Below are 17,982 nucleotides of genomic sequence, written 5' to 3'. Positions count from 1 at the left end.
CCTCCGCCGACGGGGGGCACGAACGCCACGAGCCCCGACCGTCGGACGGTCGGGGCTCGTGGTTCCGCTAGCCGTGGCGAGCGGGACGTGCTCAGGTGGTGCTCAGTGGGCGTACTCGCCCCGGTAGTACTCGAACACCAGGCCGCAGAGCGACAGGATGCCGGGCACGGCCGCGATCACGACGAGCCACCAGGCCGACATGGCGACCGCGAAGGCGATCGTGGCCATGCACAGCGCGCACCAGAAGGGCCACCAGGAGAAGGGCGGGAAGAAGCCCAGCTCGCCGGCGCCGTCGGCGATCTCGCCGTCCTGCCGGTCCTCCGGGCGCTCGCCACCGCGCTTGGCGATGACACCCAGGTAGAGGCTGATGAGGGCCGTGAGCAGCGCCGTCATGAGCAGCGCCACGGTGCCGGTCCAGTCGCCGCCGGTGGCGCCGGCGGAGGTGATCAGCCAGTAGGCCGGCGTCACCAGCACGAAGAAGATCGTGCAGATGGCGAAGATCCAGGTCTCTGCCTTCATCGGGCGCCCCCCTCGTCGTCGTTCAGCATCTCGGCGCGACCCTCGACGTCAGGCGAGTCGGTGCGGGACCCGGCCATCGAGGGGTTGTGCTCGAACTCCAGCGCGGCGATCTCCGGGTGGTGGAGGTCGAAGGCCGGCGACTCCGAGCGGATGCGCGGGAGCTGGTGGAAGTTGTGGCGCGGCGGCGGGGAGGAGGTGGCCCACTCCAGCGACCGGCCCCAGCCCCACGGGTCGTCCACGTTGACCAGCGGCGCGTTGCGGCTGACCCACACGTTGTAGAAGAACGGCAGCATCGAGAGCGAGAGCAGGAACGCACCCACCGTCGAGACCTGGTTCAGCGTGGTGAAGCCGTCCGAGGGCAGGTAGTCGGCGTAGCGACGGGGCATGCCCTCGACACCGAGCCAGTGCTGCACCAGGAAGGTGGTGTGGAAGCCGATGAGCAGCAGCCAGAAGTGCAGCTTGCCCAGACGCTCGTCGAGCATCCGACCGGTGAGCTTGGGCCACCAGAAGTAGAAGCCGGCGAACATCGCGAAGACCACGGTGCCGAAGATGACGTAGTGGAAGTGCGCGACCACGAAGTAGGAGTCCGACACGTGGAAGTCCAGCGGCGGGCTGGCCAGGATGACGCCCGTCAGACCACCGAAGAGGAAGGTCGTGAGGAAGCCGACGGTCCACAGCATCGGGGTGTCGAAGCTGATGGAGCCGCCCCACATCGTGAAGATCCAGTTGAAGTACTTCACGCCGGTCGGGACCGCGATGAGGAACGTCATGCCGGAGAAGAAGGCCACGTCCACGGCGCCGGTGACGAACATGTGGTGCGCCCACACGGCCACCGACAGGATCGCGATGCCCAGCGTCGCGCCGACCAGGCCGACGTAGCCGAAGACCGGCTTGCGGCTGAAGACCGGCAGGATCTCCGTGACGATGCCGAAGAACGGCAGCGCGATGATGTACACCTCTGGGTGCCCGAAGAACCAGAAGAGGTGCTGCCAGAGGATCGGGCCGCCGTGCGAGGTGTCGTACACGTGCGCACCGACCAGTCGGTCGGCGGCCAGCATCAGCATCGCGCCGGTGAGGACCTGGAACGCGATGAGCGCCAGGAGGCTGGTGACCAGCGTGTTCCACACGAAGATCGGCATCCGGAACATGGTCATGCCGGGGGCACGCATGCAGACGATCGTCGTGATGAAGTTGACCGAGCTCAGGATCGTGCCCAGACCGGAGAGGTACAGGCCGAGGATCCACAGGTCGCCGCCCACGCCCGGGGAGCGCACGGCGTCCGAGAGCGGGGTGTAGGCGAACCAGCCGAAGTCGGCGGCGCCGGTCGGCGTGAGGAAGCCCGAGGCGGCGATGGTGCCGCCGAAGAGGTAGAGCCAGTAGCTCAGCGCGTTGAGTCGCGGGAACGCGACGTCGGGGGCGCCGATCTGCAGCGGCATGATGAAGTTCGCGAAGCCGAAGAACAGCGGGGTCGCGAACATCAGCAGCATGATCGTGCCGTGCATCGTGAAGAGCTGGTTGTACAGCTCGTCGTTCACGATCTGCTGGCCCGGGTAGGCCAGCTCAGCACGGATGAGCAGCGCCATGACGCCGCCGATCAGGAACCAGACGAACGCCGTGACCATGTACATCTTGCCGATCAGCTTGTGATCGGTGGTGGTCAGGATCGTCGCGAGCTTCTCGCCCAGGGGGCGGCGGCCGGTCGACAGGCCGACGGGTGCAGCGGTGGCGGTCATGCGCCGTCCTCCTCGGAGTCGGTCTCCAGGCCGGCCTCGGTGTAGGCGTCCTGGCCACCGATGAGCGGCTTGTCAGCGGTCTGGCCGGCGTCCTCGAGCGCCTTCACCTGCTTGGCGTACTCCTCGGGGGAGACGACCTTGACGGTGAAGAGCATGCGCGAGTGGTAGACGCCGCACAGCTCGTAGCACTTGCCGGCGTAGGTGCCCTCCTTGGTCAAGGTGACCTGGAAGGTGTTCACGCGGCCCGGGATGACGTCCATCTTGATGAGGAAGCCGGGGACGCCGAAGTCGTGGATGACGTCGGGCGAGTGCAGGTTGAACCGCACGGTCTCGCCGACGGGCAGGTACAGGACGGGGATCTCCGACGGCGTGCCCGCGGTGTACGCGTACTCGTCGTAGGGGTAGACGTCGTCCGTCTTGTCGTCGTCGGCCGACGTGTCCTCGTCACCGATGCCGTAGTTGAACGTCCAGGACCACTGCTGGCCGGTGACCTCGATGGTCACGTCCGGCGTGGCGGAGGTGTCGAGGACGACCTCCTGGGCGCGCACGGTGTGGGCGAACAGCACGACGACCATGATCACCGGGACGATCGTGTAGAAGATCTCCAGCGGCAGGTTGTAGCGCGTCTGCACGGGGATCTCGTCGTCGCTGCGACGGCGGAAGACGATCGAGGCGTAGGCGATGAGGCCCCACACGATCGCGCCGGTCACCAGGGCGGCGATCCACGCGCCCTGCCACAGGTGCAGGGTCGAGACGCCCTGCTCCGTGATGGGGTCGGGCATCGCAAGGCGCTCCCACTCGCCCGCGGTCTCGGTCGAGCATCCGGACAGGGACACGAGGGCGAGCCCCGTTCCTGCCAGAGCGATCGCCCGGAGCCCGCGCCGGCGACCCGGAGCCCTCTTCGGGAGCTGCAGACTCAACGCTGGAGCCTTCCTCTCAAACGAACAGAAGTACGCCGCAGGGTACCGTGCGCCTGGCTGCGACACCGGCACCGGGTTCCCTTCGAGCGAGTCCCGGGCGCCGCTGGCACCCAGGTCACCCACAGGAACCGCCCGGGGCTGCACACAGTGTCCCCTTCGACGGCTCTCACCGCCACCTCGGGGTCCTCTCAGCGCGACGTCCGGTGCACGGGAGGCGACGGGCGGACGCGGGGCCGCCCCCGGTCCGTCAGGACCGGCCCGACCGATTCCGGACCGCCCCCGCCCGCGGCCCGCCCCGGACCCGGGCTCCTAGGCTTGCGGACGTGAGCACGCACACGGCCGGCGACCGGTCCGCACCACCCACGCTGCTGGACGCGGCGGCCGGGCGTCCCCTGCACCCGGCGGCCCGCGAGGTGCTCGACGCGGCGCTCGCGCGCGGGTGGGCGGACCCGAGGGCGCTGCACGGCCCTGGTCGGGACGCCCGGCTGCTCCTGGACAACGCCCGCGAGGTCGTCGCCGAGTGCCTGGGTGTGCGCCGGGACGAGGTGTGGTTCGTGCCGCCGGCCGACGCCGTCGTCCGCGGCTTCCTGGGTCTGGCCGAGGCGCGCGCGGCCCGGGGCGCCCGCGACCTGGTCGTGGCGCCCGTCGAGCACGCGCAGGTGCGGCACGCGGCCGCGTGGTGGACCGCCCGCCGCGGCGGGGACGTGCGCGAGGCTCCGGTCGACCGCGACGGCCGCGTCGACCCGGCGGCGCTGGCCGCGCTGGCGGCCGCGCCCGAGGTGGCGGCGGCCGCCCTCCAGCTGGCCAACCACGAGATCGCGACGACCCAGCCGGTCGCCGACGTGCACCTGCCCGAGGGCGTCGACCTGTTCGTGGACGCCTCGGCCAGCCTGGGGCTGCTCGACCTGCCGTCCGGGCCCGGCTGGTCGGCGGCCGCCGGGTGCGCGAAGTCCTGGGGCGGGCCCGCCTGGGTCGGGCTGATGCTGGTGCGCCACGGTGCCCGGTGGTCGAACCCGCTCCCGGGCGAGCCCGGACCGGCCGACGCCGGTGGTGGGCTCCCGGACGTGGCGGGCGCCCTCGCCGCCGCCGCCGCCCTGCGGGCCACCCTGGCCGAGCGGGACGCCGTGGACGAGCGCCGCCGGCGGCTGGTCGACCGGCTCCGCACGACGGCCGCCGCCCTCCCCGACGTGGACCTGGTGGGCGACCCGGTCGACCGGCTCCCCCACCTGCTCACGTTCTCGTGCCTCTACCTGCCCGGGGACGCGCTCGTGCGCGAGCTGGACCGCGAGGGGTTCGCCGTGGCCAGCGGGTCCGCCTGCACGGCGTCCACGCTCGAGCCGAGCCACGTCCTCGCCGCGGTCGGGGCGCTCACCCACGGCAACGTCCGGGTCTCCCTGGCCCCCGACGTCACCGAGGACGAGGTGGAGCGGTTCTGCGGCGTGCTCCCCCGGGTCGTCGACCGGCTGCGGGCGGAGGTGGGCCTGTGACGGGACCAGACGGCCAGCCCGCGCTCGAGCTGGACTGCCGGGGGCTCCCCTGTCCCCGGCCGGTCATCGAGCTGGGACGGCACCTGGGCGAGGTGGCGGTCGGCGAGGTGCTCGCCGTCGTCGCCGAGGACCCGGCGGCCCGGGCCGACGTCCCCGCCTGGGCGCGGATGCGCGGCCAGGAGTACCTGGGCGAGGACGCCGCCCCCGACGGGGTCGCCCGCTACCAGGTGCGGCGGCTCGCCTGAGGCATGCGAGCCGGGGCGGGCGTCAGGACGGACGTCAGGGCAGGTGCGGAGCGACCTCGGCGGCCGCGTCCGCGCCGTAGGAGAGCTCGACGCGACCCAGGAAGGCGGCCGCGGTGAAGGAGTACTCCTGCGTGCCGATGGTCTCGACGACGTAGGCGGCGAGGACGCAGCCGACCTGCGCGGCCCGCTCCAGGCCGAGGCCCCACGAGGTCGCGGCGAGGAAGCCGGCGCGGAAGGCGTCGCCCACGCCGGTCGGCTCGACCGGGCTGACCTCGGCGGCCGCGGCGACCACCACGTCGTCCTGACCCGTGCGGCGGATGCGCACGCCCTGCGCCCCGAGCGTGGTGACCTGCACCCCGACGCGGGCGAGGACCTCGTCGGGCTCCCAGCCGGTCTTCTGGCAGATCATGTGCGACTCGTACTCGTTCGAGAACAGCAGCGCCGCCCCGTCCACGAGGTCGCGGATGAGGGCGCCGTCGCCGAACGCGAGCTGCTGGCTGGGGTCGGCGATGAACGCGAGGCCGCGCTGGCGGCACTCCTCGGTGTGCCGGCGCATGCCCTCGGGGTCGTCGGCGCCGACGAGGACGTAGGACGGCGTGCCGAGCCGGTCGACGATCGGGCCGAGCTCGATGTTGCGGGCCTCGCTCATCGCACCGGTGTAGAAGGACGCGATCTGGGCGCCGGTCGGGTCGGTGGTGCAGACGAACCGCGCGGTGTGCTGGGAGTCCGAGATGTGCACGGCGGAGCAGTCCACGCCGTGCCGCTCCAGCCAGGAGCGGTAGTCGGCGAAGTCCTCGCCGGCGGCCCCGACGAGCACGCCCGTGACGCCGAGCCGACCCAGGCCGAAGCACATGTTGGCCGCCACGCCACCGCGCCGGATCTCCAGGTCGTCGACCAGGAACGACAGCGAGATCTTGTCCAGCTGCTCGACCACGAGGGAGTCGGCGAACCTGCCCGAGAAGCCCATCAGGTGGTCGGTGGCGATCGAACCCGCCACGAGGAGGGGACCGCCAGGGGCGGTCGGCGCGGACGAGGGGCCGTCGGGGGTGCCCGCGAGGGGGCCGTTGGTCGTGTCTGACACGTCCGTGAACACTACCCGGCGGTACGTCTCCCGGTACTGTCCGGTAGCCCCTACCGTCGGTCCATGAGCACCTCCACCGATGCCGAGCAGGGCCGCTCGACCCTCGCTGACCTGGGCACTCTCGCCTCCATGACCGCCGATGCGCGCGCGGCCTCCGACCGGCTGCACCTCGACTCGGTGCTCGAGGCGGTCCGCCGCCCCGCGCCGTCCCTGCGCTACGACGCCTACCCGCGCGAGGTGGGCAAGGCCGGCGAGATCCACGTGGACGTCGCCGCCCAGCGCATCGCGAACGCGCTCAGCCTGCACCTGGACTGATCCCGCGGGCCCGCCGGCGCCTCACCGCGCACGGGCCACGCGCACGGGCCACGCGCACGGGCCACGCGCACGGGCCACGCGCACGGGCCACCGCGCACGGGCCACCGCGCACGGGCCCGGGAACGACACGACCCCCGCCCCTCCCGAGGGAGGAACGGGGGTCGTGCTGCGTGCGGTGTGCGCGCGACTCAGTGGAAGGAGTCGCCGCAGGCGCAGGAGCCGGTCGCGTTCGGGTTGTCGATCGTGAAGCCCTGCTTCTCGATCGTGTCCACGAAGTCGATCATGGCGCCGTTGAGGTACGGCACGCTCATGCGGTCGACCACGACGTTGACGCCGTCGAAGTCGGTCACGGTGTCGCCGTCGAGCGTGCGCTCGTCGAAGAAGAGCTGGTAGCGCAGGCCCGAGCAGCCACCGGGCTGCACGGAGATGCGCAGCGCGAGGTCGTCGCGGCCCTCCTGCTCGAGAAGGCTCTTCACCTTCGTGGCCGCCACGGAGGACAGGTTGATGCTGTCGCTGCGGCGCTCCTCGGTGATCTCCACCTGCTCGGTCATGTGGCGTCTCCCCATCAGAAGTTCGGCTGTCGGTCGTGCAACGGGCACAAGTCTAGGTCACGCCCGCGTATTCCCCACGGGGTCGCGCAGGTCCGCCCTGCGCGGGTCCGGGCCGGCCCGAGGAGGGCCAGGTGGCTGCGGCCGATCGAGCCGGTGCCCAGCGGTGGCCGGGTCACGACCAGGAGCGCGCGACCCGCTCGGCGAGGTCGGAAAGCGCCCCGGCCGGGTCGGCGAAGGAGCGCTCCTCCCCCACCACGTCGACCATCGCGTAGGCGGCCTCCACGCCGAGGGCGCGCATCTCACGCGCGCCCACGTCGACGCGGCCGGCGAGCGCCACGCAGGGGCGGAGCGCTGCCGCCGCCACCTCCGCGACGCCGGCGGGCACCTTGCCGGCCCGGCTGGAGAAGTCGAAGGCGCCCTCCCCGGTGAGCACGAGGTCGGCCTCGGCCGCGCGCGCGGCCAGCCCCACGGCGTCCGCCACGAGCGCGATGCCGGGCTCGCGGCGCGCACCGAGGGCGAGGAGCGCGAACCCGAGCCCACCCGCGGCCCCGGCACCCTTCTCCAGCGCGGTGCGACGGTCGGTGGCCACCGCGAGCTGCTCCAGCAGCGCGTCGAGCACCGGGAGCCGCTCCTCGGCCACGCCCTTCTGCGGGCCGAACGTCTTGGTGGCGCCGAACAGGCCGGTCAGCGTGGCGTCCACGTCGCTCGCCGCCACGAGCTCGACGCCCGCGAGCAGCGCCCGGGGCGCCGTGAGGTCGACCCGGGTGACGTCCACGAGCGGGAGGGGGCCGGAGTCCAGCCGGGCGTCAGCCTCCGCGCCGAGCGCGGCCAGCAGCCCCGCCCCGCCGTCGTTGGTGCCGCTGCCGCCCAGGCCGACGACGACCCGCCGGGCGCCGGCCTCGACCGCGGCACGGACGAGGTGCCCGACCCCGATGGTCGTCGCCACCTCGACCCCCTGCTTCTCGGTGAGGTGCAGCCCGCACGCCTGCGCGCTCTCCACGTAGGCGGTGCCCTCGACGATCAGCACGGTCGCCGGCGTCGGGGCACCGTGGGGGCCCGGCACGGTCTCCACCAGGAGCTCCCCGCCCAGCGCCGCGTGCAGGACGTCGACGAAGCCGGGCCCGCCGTCGGAGAGTGGTGCGAGGTCCAGGACGTCGTCCGGGCTGCGTCGGCGCCAGCCACTCGCGATCGCCTCGGCCGCCTCCACGGCGGTGAGGGTGCCGGCGAACTTGTCCGGGGCCACGAGGACGCGCATGCCGCCCACCCTAGGGTGGCGCCGTGGCCCCTCCCCCTCGCCTCCGCCCGATGCGGGCCGAGGACGTCGACGAGTGCGAGCGGCTCTGTGCCGACGCGTTCCTCGCCGCCGACCTCGCCGGCACCCCGCGGGGCGCGCCCGAGCCTGCCCGGCGCTCCCCCGAGCGGTCGGCCCGGTGGGTCGCCCGGACGGCGGCGTTCCTGGCCACCGATCCCGCCGGGTGCGTCGTGGCCGAGGACGACGACGGCCTCGTCGGGTTCGCCACGTCCGTGGTGCGGGGCCGCCTGTGGCTGCTGGCCACCTTCGCCGTGCGGCCCGACCGTCAGGGCGGGGGCGTGGGGGCGCGCCTCCTGGCAGCGGCGGAGCGGGCGGGGCGCGCGGCCGGCTGCGACCGGGCGATGCTGTCGGCCAGCGACGACCCCCGGGCGCTGCGGCGGTACTGGGCCGCCGGCTTCGCGCTCCACGGCCAGCGCCTCCTCGTCGGCGAGGTGGACCGGGCAGCCCTGCCCGCAACGTCCGGCCTGCGCGACGGGACCCCGGCCGACCGGGAGCTGTGCGACGTCCTGGCGACCCAGCGCCGGGGCGCGGGCCACGGCCCGGACCACGACGCGCTGGCCGCCCAGGGCGACCTGGTGGTCGACGTCCGCGGTGAGGGGTTCGCCTACGCCACGCCGTCGGGCCCCGCGCTGGTCGCCTCCCGGGACGAGGCCACCGCGCGCCGGCTGCTGTGGGAGTGCCTGGCGCGGACCGACGGCGAGGCCGAGGTCGGCCACGTCACCGGGGCCAACCCCTGGGCCGTCGACGTCGCCCTCACGGCCCGGCTGAGCCTGCGGCACGAGGGCTGGCTCGGGGTGCGCGGCCTGGACGCCCCGCGGCTGTACCTGCACCACGGGGCGCTGCTGTAGCCGCCCTCCCGGCGCCGCACGCGGACCGGACCCTGGTCCTGGCCGCCCGGGGGTGACGGCTCCCGCCTACGATCAGGGCATGACGACCGTGGACCTGCCGCTGCTCCCGCTGGGTCGGGGCACCGACCCGAACACCGAGCGCGGCGTGGAGTGCCCGGGTGACCTGCCGCCCGCCTCCGACCCGACGCTGGTGGAGCGCGCCCGCGCCGCCAAGGAGAAGCTGGGCGACCGGGTGTTCGTGCTCGGCCACCACTACCAGCGCGACGAGGTCATCCAGTTCGCCGACGTCACCGGCGACTCCTTCAAGCTGGCCCGCGACGCCGCGGCCCGCCCGGACGCGGAGTTCATCGTCTTCTGCGGCGTGCACTTCATGGCCGAGTCCGCCGACATCCTCACCACCGACGCCCAGCAGGTCGTCCTGCCCGACCTCGCGGCCGGCTGCTCCATGGCCGACATGGCCGCGCTCACCCAGGTCGAGGCGGCCTGGGACGCGCTGGCCGCCGCGGGCGTCGCCGACCGGGTCGTCCCGGTGACGTACATGAACTCCACCGCCGACATCAAGGCCTTCTGCGGCCGGAACGGCGGCGTCGTCTGCACGTCCTCCAACGCCGAGACCGCCCTGCGCTGGGCGTTCGACCAGCACGAGGACGCCAAGATCCTGTTCCTGCCCGACCAGCACCTCGGCCGCAACACCGCGGTGCTCCAGCTCGGCTTCTCGCTCGACGAGTGCGTGGTGTGGAACCCGCACCGCCCGAACGGCGGGCTCACCGCCGAGCAGATCGACGGCGCGCGGATGATCCTGTGGCAGGGCCACTGCTCCGTCCACGGCCGCTTCTCCGAGGACGTCGTGGACGCGCTGCGCGCCCAGGACCCCGACCTCACCGTCATCGTCCACCCCGAGTGCAAGCACGAGGTCGTGACCCGGGCGGACATGGTGGGCTCCACCGAGTTCATCATCAAGGCGATCGAGGCCGCCGAGCCCGGCACCCACTGGGCGATCGGCACCGAGCTCAACCTCGTCAAGCGGCTCGCGGACTCCCGGCCCGACCTGAACATCAGCTTCCTGGACCGCAACGTCTGCTACTGCTCGACGATGAACCGGATCGACCTGCCGCACCTGGTCCGCTCGCTGGAGTCGCTCGCCGAGGGCGTCGTGGTCAACCGGATCGAGGTCGACCCGACCACCCAGGCCGAGGCGAAGGTCGCGCTGGACCGGATGCTGGCGCTGCCGGGCACGGGGGCCGTCCGGGGCTGAGCCCGTCCTGGCCGGGCTCCCGGCCGGTCCGGTCTGCCCGGCCGGTGGGGAGGTCAGCGGGGCAGCTCGACCCACACCGTCGTGCCGCCGCCCGGGGTGCCGGTGATCCCGATCGCCCCGCGGTGCGCCTCGACGATGCGGTGCACGGTGGCCAGCCCGATCCCGGTGCCGGCGATCTCCTCGTGCGCCCGCGCGAGCGGCTCGAAGACCCGCGCGCGGTCCTGCTCGGGGATGCCCAGGCCGTGGTCGACGACCTCGAGCCGGACGGTGCGCTCCCCCGTCTCGGCGTGCACCTCGATCCGGGCGGGCTGCCCGGGCGCGGTGAACTTCGCGGAGTTGGCCAGCAGGTTCTGGAGCACCGCGCGCAGCTGCGACCGGTCGCCGTGCACCGTGGGCAGCGGGCCGACCTCCACCCGGGCGCCGTGCAGCGCGGTCGCCAGGTCCGTCCGGACCTCGGCCACGACCGCGCCCAGGTCCACCGGTCCGCGCCGCAGGTCACCGCCGAGGCGGGCGTAGGACAGCAGGTCGTCGATGAGGACGCGCATGCGTCCCGCACCGCTCGCGGCCCGACGCAGGATGAAGGACAGCTCGCCCGAGACCTGGGGGTCGACCCGCGGGTCCTCGGTGAGCCCCTCGTCCAGCAGGTCCAGCGACATGGAGATGGCGCTCAGCGGGTTGCGCAGGTCGTGGGCGACCTGGCCGGCGAAGGCGGTGAGCTGGGCGTTCGAGCGCTCAAGCTCGGCGTGCGCCTGCTCCAGCGCCAGCACCGAGCGCTCCAGGTCACGGGAGCGCAGCTCCAGCTCGAGGACGTCGACCACCCGGGCGGCCAGCTCGCGGAGCGCGGCCTCCTGCTCGTCGTCCAGGCTGCGGGGGACGGTGTCGAAGACGCAGAGCGTCCCGATCGTGACGCCCGAGGGCGTGCGCAGGTGGTGGGTGGCGTAGAAGCGGACGTCGCCGAGCTCGCCGGTCACGAACGGGTTGGTGGCGAACCGCGGGTCGAGGGAGGCGTCGCTGACGATCACCGGCTCGGGCTCGTGCAGCACCCCGGCGCACATCGAGTCCGAACGGGTGCAGATCGCCGCCTCGAACCCGGTCACGGCGATCTGGTGCTGCTCGGTGTCGGTGATGAGGTTGATCGTGGCCAGCGGCACACGGGCGACCTGGGCCGCGATCCCCACCAGGGCCAGCAGGTCGGCCCGGGGCGGCTCGAGCAGCACGTGGTACCGCTCGACGGCCTCCAGCCTGGCCGCGTCCACGTCCTGGGAGCCCGGCGCGGCGGTGTGGGCGGTGGTGGTCACGGTGCCTCCGGTCGGGAGCAGGCGCCCGCGTGGACGGCCCCGGGGCGGTGGGCCCTCGGGGAGACGCGCGGATCGGGGTGTCGGGGAGCGGCCGGCGCACGTGCGCGCACACAACCCCGTCCACAGTAGAGCGTGCTCGGGTCGAGCGGTCGCGGATACGAGCCAGATCACGCGGTGGTCAGGACCGCCAGGTCCTCAGGACGCCGCGGGGGCGGGCCCGACCGGACCCGCCCCCACGGTGTGGTGCTCGTCTGCCGACCGGCTCAGGACGGCGGGCCGCCGCCCATCATGCCGCCGGACGGCATCCCGCCGCCGCTGCCACCGGGGAAGCTGCCTGAGCCGAAGTCCGAGGTGGAGGAGTCGTCGCTCTCGTCGGAGTCCGGCAGCGCCTCGTCCAGGTCGGCCAGGACGACCGTGTCGCCGGCGTCGACACCGTCGGTGATCTCGACCGCGGTCGAGCCGACGACACCGGTGGTGACCTTCGTCGTCGTGGCGTCGCCGTCGGAGTCGATGACGGTGACGGAGCCCTGGTCGACCGCCGACGCGGGGACCGTGACGACGTCCTCGGCCGTGGCCACCGTGACCTCGGCAGTGGCCGCCAGGTCGGTGGCCAGGCCCGTGTTCTTCTTGGTCAACGTGAGCGTGACCGGGTAGGTGCCGTCGGAGTCCGGGTCGCTGCTGACCTGGGTGACGGTCGCCTTCCACTTCTTCGTGGAGCCCACCGGCGTGACGACGGCGCTCTGGCCGACCGACAGCTCCTCGATCTCGTCCGTGTCGGCGTCCACCGTCAGGGTCGTCGTCTTCGCCGCGACCACGGTGAGCACCGTCGTCCCGGAGGTCACCGAGTCGCCCTTCGAGGCGTCGACGGCCACGACGGTGCCGGAGAACGGTGCCGTGATCGTGGCCTGCTGGAGGGCCGAGAGGGCGTCGATGAGGTCCACCTTCGCCGAGGCGATGCTCGCGGCGTCGTTGGCCAGCGTGGAGGCCGACGCCGTCGTCGAGGACGACGAGGTGCTGCTGCTCGAGGAGTCGGTGCTGGTCGAGCCGCTGGTGTCGGTGGAGCCGCTCATCCCGGTGGAGCCGCTCATGTCCGTCGAGCCGCTGGTGTCCGAGCCGCTCATGTCCGAGCCCGACATGTCGGAGCCGCTCATGTCCGAGCCGCTCATGTCCGAGCCCGAGGTCCCCGTCGAGCCGCCCATGTCGGTCCCGGACGTGCCACCGGACCCGCTGGAGCCCGAGGACCCGCTGGACCCCGAGGAGCTGGACGAGTCGTCGTCGGCGGAGTCGATCGCGTCGGTGGCGTCGTCGACGTTCGCGATGGCCTCGGTCAGCGTGTCCGACAGCGTGGTGAGCGCGTCGGACAGCGTCTCCTGGGCGTCGGCGACGGCCTGCTGGGCGTCGGCGACCGTCTGGAGGGCCGTGCTGCACGCCGCGGTGGAGTCGGTCGAGCTGCCCGAGGAGCCGCTGTCGGTCCCGCTGTCGGTCCCGCTCGAGGAGCCGGAGATCGCGTCGGCGCAGACGTCCTGCTGGTCGGCGAGCGCCTGCGTGGCCGTGGCCATCGCGCTCGCCTCGTCCGTCGCGGCCTGGGTGACCGCGTCCTGCTGGTCCTCGAGGTCCGACAGCGCCTGGTCGAGCTCGTCGCGCAGGCTGTCGAGGTCGTCGTCGGTGGTGACGGACGCCATCAGCTGGATGCTGTCGTCACCGGTCGTCGTCCGAGCCGCCGACGCGCTGGCCGAGGTGCTGCCCGAGGAGCTGCCCGAGGAGCTGGTCGAGCTCGACGACGTGCTGGTCACCGACTCGCTCACGGTCGAGCTCTGCGAGGACTTGTCGGAGGCGAGCTGCGCCCGGGCCTGCGCCAGGGCAGCCCGCGCCGTCTGGACCGCGTTGCGCAGCGTCTTGGTGTCGAGCGTCGCCACGACCTCGCCGGCCTCGACGGTGTCGCCCACCTTGACGCTCAGCCTCGAGATGGTGCCGGAGGTCGAGAAGCTCAGGTCGGAGCGACCGGCCGGCTCCAGCGTGCCGCTCAGCTCGAGCGTCTCCTTGACCGAGCCGGTGGTCGCCGTGGCGGTCCGGTAGTGGCCCGTGGTGTCGCTGTCGTCCCCGTAGGCGGCCCACGCCCCGCCGCCGGCGACGACGACGAGCGCCAGGCCGGCGACGGCCGCGCGGCTCAGCCGCGGGAGGTGGATGCTGGGGCGCCTCACGACGAGGCCCCGCTGCCGGGCATCCCGCCCCGCCCGCCGAAGCCGGTGGAGCAGTTGCCGTCGGAGTCCGGGTCGCTGATGGCCACCGAGGAGGCGGTGACGGCGCCGGTGTCGTCGCTGTCGCCCTGGGCGGAGACGCACAGGCCGGTCTTGAGGGCGGAGGACGTGGCGTCCTGCTCCGTGGTGTAGGTGGTGTCGGAGTCGACGCTCACCGTCACGGTGCTGGTGCTGCCGTCCATGGAGGTCACCTCGACGGTGAAGCCGGAGCTGCTCACCGCGGTCACCGTGCCCGAGGTGCCGCCGCCGAAGCCGCCGGCGCCCATGCTGGCCATGTCGGAGGGCATGTCGCTGGCGTCACCGGACGGCATGCTGCCCATGTCCGAGGGCATGTCGCTGGCGTCGCCCGACGGCATCCCGCCCCCGCCGCCGCCCATGCCGGTCGAGCAGGTGCCGTCGTCGTCCGCCGCCGTGACGGACACCGTGGACGCGGTGACCGAGTCCGACGAGCTGTCGTCGTCGCTGGTCACGCTGACGCAGGAGCCCTTGGTGACGTCCGAGAGCGAGCCGTCGACCTCCTGGGTGAACGTCGTCGACCCGGTCCAGCTCACGGCCACCTGGCCGTCGGTGTCGTTCTGCACCTGCATGGTCTTGCCGGAGATGGCGGCGATGACGCCGCTGGTGCCCGGGGTGCCGCCGCCCATCGCGCCGCCGCTGGGCGCCGCGCTGGACGCGCTCGACGAGGAGCTGTCCGAGCTGCTCGAGGAGTCGTCGGAGCCGCAGGCGACCAGGCCCAGCCCGAGGAGGGTCGCGCAGGCGAGCGCGGCGACCCCGCGGGTGGCGGTGGCGCGGGTGCGGAGGGGGGTGCGAGACATGGTGTCCTCTCGGTGGTGCCGACGGGCCGACCGGGTGGCCGGCTCAGTGCTGGTGCTGGGAGTGCTGCTGGTGCTGGTGCGCCGCTCGTCCACGGTCACTCGCTGCGCAGGGCGTCGATGGGCGTGAGGCGCGCCGCCCGGCTGGCCGGGTAGACGCCGAACCCGACGCCCAGGGCGAGCGAGACGCCGAGCGCGCCCGCGGTGGCCAGGAAGGAGAGCGTCACGGGCTGGTCGATGATCAGCGGGAGGATCCACGACCCGATGACGCCGATGCCGATGCCGATGAGTCCGCCGGCGAGCCCGAGGATCGAGGCCTCGGCGAGGAACTGCTGGCCGATCACCCGCGGGGTGGCGCCCAGCGCCTTGCGGAGGCCGATCTCGCGGATGCGCTCGGTGACCGAGACCAGCATGATGTTCATGACGCCGATGCCGCCGACGAGCAGCGAGATGGCCGCGACGCCGGTGAGCAGCACGCTGAGCGTCTCGTTGGTGCTGCTCGCGGTGTCGACCAGGCTGTCCTGGGTGGCGATGGAGAAGTCGGCGTCGTCGCCGCTGGCGATGTCGTGCCGGGTCAGCAGGAGCGTGTCGATCTCCTGGTAGGCCGCGCTGAGGACGTCGGCGTCCGCGCACTCGACGTAGATGGTCGAGACCGCCGACGACGTGGAGCCGGTCAGGGCCGCCTCCGTGCTGAGCGGCATCACCGCCATGTCGTCCTCGCTCGTGCCCGAGGACGACGAGCCGGAGCTGTCCAGGACGCCGATGACGGTGAGCGTGGTGCCGTTGATCGTCACGGTCTGGCCGACCGGGCTCTGACCGCTGAACAGCTCGCTGGCCGTGTCGGAGCCCAGGACGACGACCTTGCTGCCGTTCTCGGCCTCGGAGTCCGTGAACCACCGGCCCGAGGCCAGGGTCCGGGTGCGGACGTCGAGCCACGAGGTGGTCGTGCCCATCACCGTGGTCGTCCAGTTGGTGTCACCGGCGACGACGGAGAGGCTGGTCGAGGTCACGGGGGCGACCGAGACGGCGTCGGGGACGACGTCGGAGTCGGCGATCGCGTTCGCGTCGGCCAGCGTCAGCGTGGTCGCCGAGCCGAAGCCGCCGCGGGTGCCCGAGTCGTCCGTGCTGCTGCCCGGGGAGACGATGAGCAGGTTCGAGCCCAGCGAGTTGATCTCGTCCTGGACCTCCTGCCTCGCGCCCTGGCCGAAGCCGACGGTGAGGATCACCGAGGCGATGCCGATGACGATGCCGAGCATGGTGAGGATCGAGCGCATGCGGTGGGCGTGGACGGCCTCGAACGCCGTCCGGAGGGTCTCGCGCCAGTTCACGCGGACACCCCCCGCACCACCGGGGTGTCGGTGACGATGAGGCCGTCGCGGATCACCAGGTTGCGCTGGGCGCGGGCGGCGACCTCGTCCTCGTGGGTGATGAGGACGATGGTGCGGCCGGCGCCGTGCAGGTCGTCGAGGAGCCCGAGGACGTCGTCGGTCGAGCGCGAGTCGAGGTTTCCGGTCGGCTCGTCGGCGAGGATCATGGCCGGCTCGGTCACCAGGGCACGGGCCACGGCCACCCGCTGCTGCTGACCACCGGAGAGCTCGCCGGGCTTGTTCTCCACGCGCTCGCCCAGACCCACCTTGGTGAGGGCGGCGATCGCGCGCTCCTTGCGCTCGGCCTTCGGCACGCCGGCGTAGACCAGCGGGAGCTCGACGTTGCGCCAGGCCGACTGCGCGGCGAGGAGGTGGAACTGCTGGAAGACGAAGCCGATGCGCTTGTTGCGGACCTCGGCCAGCTGCGTCTCGGTCATCGACGCCACGTCCTCGCCCGCGAGGACGTAGCTGCCCTCGGTGGGGTTGTCGAGGCAGCCGAGGATGTTCATCAGGGTCGACTTGCCGGAGCCCGAGGGGCCGATCACGGCGACGTACTCGCCCTCGGCGACGCTCGTGTCGACGCCGCGGAGGGCCTCGAAGGTGATGCTGCCGGAGGTGTAGGTCTTCCGGATGCCCTCGAGCTCGATGATCGGCTTGGCGGTGCGGACCTCGGTCATCCCTGGCTCCCGCCCGGGAAGCCGCCGCTCATGTCGGGCATGGAGCCGTCGGTCGGCATGCCGCCCTGCTTGCCGCTGGTGTCGCCGCTCGCGGTACGGGCGCTGAAGCCGCTGACCACGACCTCGTCACCCTCGGACAGGCCCTTGGTGATCTCGGTGGTGCTGCCGTAGGTCTCGCCGACGGTCACCGTCTGCTGCTGCTCCTTGCCGTCGACGAGGAGCGTGACGTAGGTGTTGCCGTCGTCGTCGGTGGAGAGGGCGGAGGTGTCGACGGTCAGGACGTCGGTGCGCTGGGAGACCGTGATCTCCATGGTGGCGGAGGTGCCCGCGTAGACGTCCTGCTGCTTGCCGGTGACGGTGACGACGACCGGGAAGACCGCCGCACCCGAGTCGTCGGTCTCCGCGACGAGGCCGATCGAGGAGACGGTGCCGTAGATGGTGTCGTCGACCCCGGAGACCGTGATCTCGGCCTGCAGGCCCTTCTTCACCGAGTCGGCGTCGGAGGCCGAGACCGTGCCGGAGACCTTGAAGAGGCCGGTGGAGACGATGTCGATCGTGCCCGAGCTGGAGTCGCTGGTGGTCGACGTGGTCGTGCCGGACGTGGTGCCGGTGCCGGAGGAGGACGAGTCGCCGACCGTGTCGCCCTTGGCGATGCCGACGGTGGTGACGGTGCCGGCGATCTCGGCCTTGAGCACGGAGTCCTTCACCGAGGTGCGCGCGTCGGCGACGGAGGCCTTCGCGGTGACGATGGAGGCCCGGTCGGAGGCGAGCTGGACGGACGAGGCACCGTCGTCGGTGTCGTCGGAGAGCTGGGTCCGCGCGGCGGTGAGCTCGGCCTTGGCGGCCTTGAGGGCCGCGACGAGGGACTCGTCGTCCACGACGGCGAGGGTGTCGCCCTTCTTCACCTTGTCACCGGCCTTGACGGTCACCTTGGTGACGGTCCCGGAGACCTCGAAGGACTCGCTGCGGCTGTGCAGGGCCTCGACGGTGCCGTCGGAGCTGACGGTCTCGGTGATGGTCTGGGACGACACCGTGGCGGTGCTGGTGGTGGAGGCCGTGTCGTCGCCGCGGGTCATCAGCCAGTAGCCGATGCCTCCTGCTGCGACGAGCACGATCACCACTGCGACGGCGACCAGGGTTCGGGGCCGCCGGGGCAGGCGTGGACGCAAGATCTTCCCTCTCGACTTCTGCTCACCCCGGGGGGTGGGATGACGTCGAGAAGGTTGACGTCACGGACTGTGCCGTCAGTGGCGGCTTCCTGTGGCAGACCTATGGCATCCCACGCGTGTCGGTGAGCCGCCTCT

At 72.7% G+C, this 17,982-nt stretch carries 17 protein-coding genes; 5 read left to right on the top strand and 12 right to left on the bottom strand.

The features are described from left to right. Positions 1–102 precede the first annotated feature (102 nt). Genes E8D37_RS13905 through coxB form a run of 3 tightly spaced genes read right to left on the bottom strand, consistent with a single transcriptional unit; the run spans position 103 to position 3,034 of the window. A complete protein-coding gene (locus tag E8D37_RS13905; RefSeq protein ID WP_136570360.1) occupies positions 103–519 on the bottom strand; it encodes a cytochrome c oxidase subunit 4 in 417 nt (138 codons plus the stop codon). After that, complete coding sequence (ctaD, locus tag E8D37_RS13900) at positions 516–2,252, bottom strand: cytochrome c oxidase subunit I (RefSeq protein ID WP_136570359.1); 1,737 nt, start codon at positions 2,250–2,252, stop codon at positions 516–518. The genes E8D37_RS13905 and ctaD overlap by 4 nt, the downstream gene beginning before the upstream one ends. Continuing rightward, on the bottom strand, positions 2,249–3,034 hold the full coding sequence (gene coxB, locus E8D37_RS13895) for a cytochrome c oxidase subunit II (protein WP_240770426.1): 786 nt from the start codon (positions 3,032–3,034) through the stop codon (positions 2,249–2,251). Before coxB ends, ctaD begins: the two co-directional genes overlap by 4 nt. 461 nt (positions 3,035–3,495) lie before the next feature. On the opposite strand from coxB, the gene E8D37_RS20595 reads away from it, so the two are divergent. Continuing rightward, positions 3,496–4,659, top strand: coding sequence for an aminotransferase class V-fold PLP-dependent enzyme (locus E8D37_RS20595; RefSeq protein WP_136570357.1), 1,164 nt, complete (start codon positions 3,496–3,498; stop codon positions 4,657–4,659). Beyond that, positions 4,656–4,904, top strand: a complete 249-nt coding sequence (locus E8D37_RS13885) for a sulfurtransferase TusA family protein (protein WP_136570356.1) — start codon at positions 4,656–4,658, stop codon at positions 4,902–4,904. Before E8D37_RS20595 ends, E8D37_RS13885 begins: the two co-directional genes overlap by 4 nt. Before the next feature lie 34 nt (positions 4,905–4,938). Here the strand turns inward: E8D37_RS13885 and E8D37_RS13880 are convergent, their stop codons facing one another. Next, the gene (locus E8D37_RS13880) at positions 4,939–5,871 is read right to left on the bottom strand and encodes a carbohydrate kinase family protein (RefSeq protein ID WP_136570549.1); all 933 of its coding nucleotides are present in this window, start codon (positions 5,869–5,871) and stop codon (positions 4,939–4,941) included. A gap of 177 nt (positions 5,872–6,048) precedes the next feature. Between E8D37_RS13880 and E8D37_RS13875 the strand changes: the two genes are divergently transcribed. Further along, positions 6,049–6,300, top strand: a complete 252-nt coding sequence (locus tag E8D37_RS13875; RefSeq protein ID WP_240770424.1) for a hypothetical protein — start codon at positions 6,049–6,051, stop codon at positions 6,298–6,300. Between the two features lie 188 nt (positions 6,301–6,488). On the opposite strand, the gene erpA is transcribed toward E8D37_RS13875, so the two are convergent. Together erpA and E8D37_RS13865 are read right to left on the bottom strand one after the other, a co-directional pair. Further along, entirely contained in the window at positions 6,489–6,851 is a 363-nt protein-coding gene (gene erpA, locus E8D37_RS13870) for an iron-sulfur cluster insertion protein ErpA (protein ID WP_136570355.1), read from the bottom strand. Positions 6,852–7,023: 172 nt separating this feature from the next. Then, complete coding sequence (locus E8D37_RS13865) at positions 7,024–8,106, bottom strand: glycerate kinase (RefSeq protein ID WP_136570354.1); 1,083 nt, start codon at positions 8,104–8,106, stop codon at positions 7,024–7,026. A 23-nt stretch (positions 8,107–8,129) separates the two neighbouring features. Here E8D37_RS13865 and E8D37_RS13860 point away from each other — a divergent pair, with 23 nt between their 5' ends. Both E8D37_RS13860 and nadA read left to right on the top strand, forming a co-directional pair. Then, complete coding sequence (locus tag E8D37_RS13860; RefSeq protein ID WP_240770423.1) at positions 8,130–9,011, top strand: GNAT family N-acetyltransferase; 882 nt, start codon at positions 8,130–8,132, stop codon at positions 9,009–9,011. A 79-nt stretch (positions 9,012–9,090) separates the two neighbouring features. Beyond that, positions 9,091–10,266 carry a quinolinate synthase NadA gene (gene nadA / locus E8D37_RS13855; RefSeq protein WP_136570353.1) on the top strand — a complete coding sequence of 392 codons (1,176 nt, stop codon included), beginning with the start codon at positions 9,091–9,093 and terminating at the stop codon, positions 10,264–10,266. Positions 10,267–10,319: 53 nt separating this feature from the next. Here the strand turns inward: nadA and E8D37_RS13850 are convergent, their stop codons facing one another. The 6 genes from E8D37_RS13850 to E8D37_RS13830 form a co-directional block, all read right to left on the bottom strand. Beyond that, complete coding sequence (locus E8D37_RS13850) at positions 10,320–11,564, bottom strand: GAF domain-containing sensor histidine kinase (protein ID WP_136570352.1); 1,245 nt, start codon at positions 11,562–11,564, stop codon at positions 10,320–10,322. Between the two features lie 263 nt (positions 11,565–11,827). Further along, positions 11,828–13,765, bottom strand: a complete 1,938-nt coding sequence (locus E8D37_RS13845; protein WP_168929757.1) for an HlyD family efflux transporter periplasmic adaptor subunit — start codon at positions 13,763–13,765, stop codon at positions 11,828–11,830. Beyond that, complete coding sequence (locus tag E8D37_RS20590) at positions 13,762–14,637, bottom strand: DUF5666 domain-containing protein (RefSeq protein ID WP_168929756.1); 876 nt, start codon at positions 14,635–14,637, stop codon at positions 13,762–13,764. Before E8D37_RS20590 ends, E8D37_RS13845 begins: the two co-directional genes overlap by 4 nt. A 95-nt stretch (positions 14,638–14,732) precedes the next feature. Continuing rightward, positions 14,733–15,962 (bottom strand): ABC transporter permease, encoded by a 1,230-nt coding sequence (locus E8D37_RS13840; RefSeq protein WP_136570350.1) that lies wholly within the window; start codon positions 15,960–15,962, stop codon positions 14,733–14,735. Further along, entirely contained in the window at positions 15,959–16,678 is a 720-nt protein-coding gene (locus E8D37_RS13835) for an ABC transporter ATP-binding protein (protein ID WP_136570349.1), read from the bottom strand. The genes E8D37_RS13840 and E8D37_RS13835 overlap by 4 nt, the downstream gene beginning before the upstream one ends. Next, positions 16,675–17,790 (bottom strand): biotin/lipoyl-binding protein, encoded by a 1,116-nt coding sequence (locus E8D37_RS13830; protein ID WP_136570348.1) that lies wholly within the window; start codon positions 17,788–17,790, stop codon positions 16,675–16,677. Before E8D37_RS13830 ends, E8D37_RS13835 begins: the two co-directional genes overlap by 4 nt. Positions 17,791–17,982 lie beyond the last annotated feature (192 nt).

The sequence above is a fragment of the Nocardioides sp. GY 10127 genome (assembly GCF_004919085.1).
Classification (GTDB): Bacteria; Actinomycetota; Actinomycetes; order Propionibacteriales; family Nocardioidaceae; genus Nocardioides.
The sequence above is the reverse complement of the archived record's forward strand: the minus strand, read 5'-3'. Positions and strand labels throughout refer to the sequence as shown.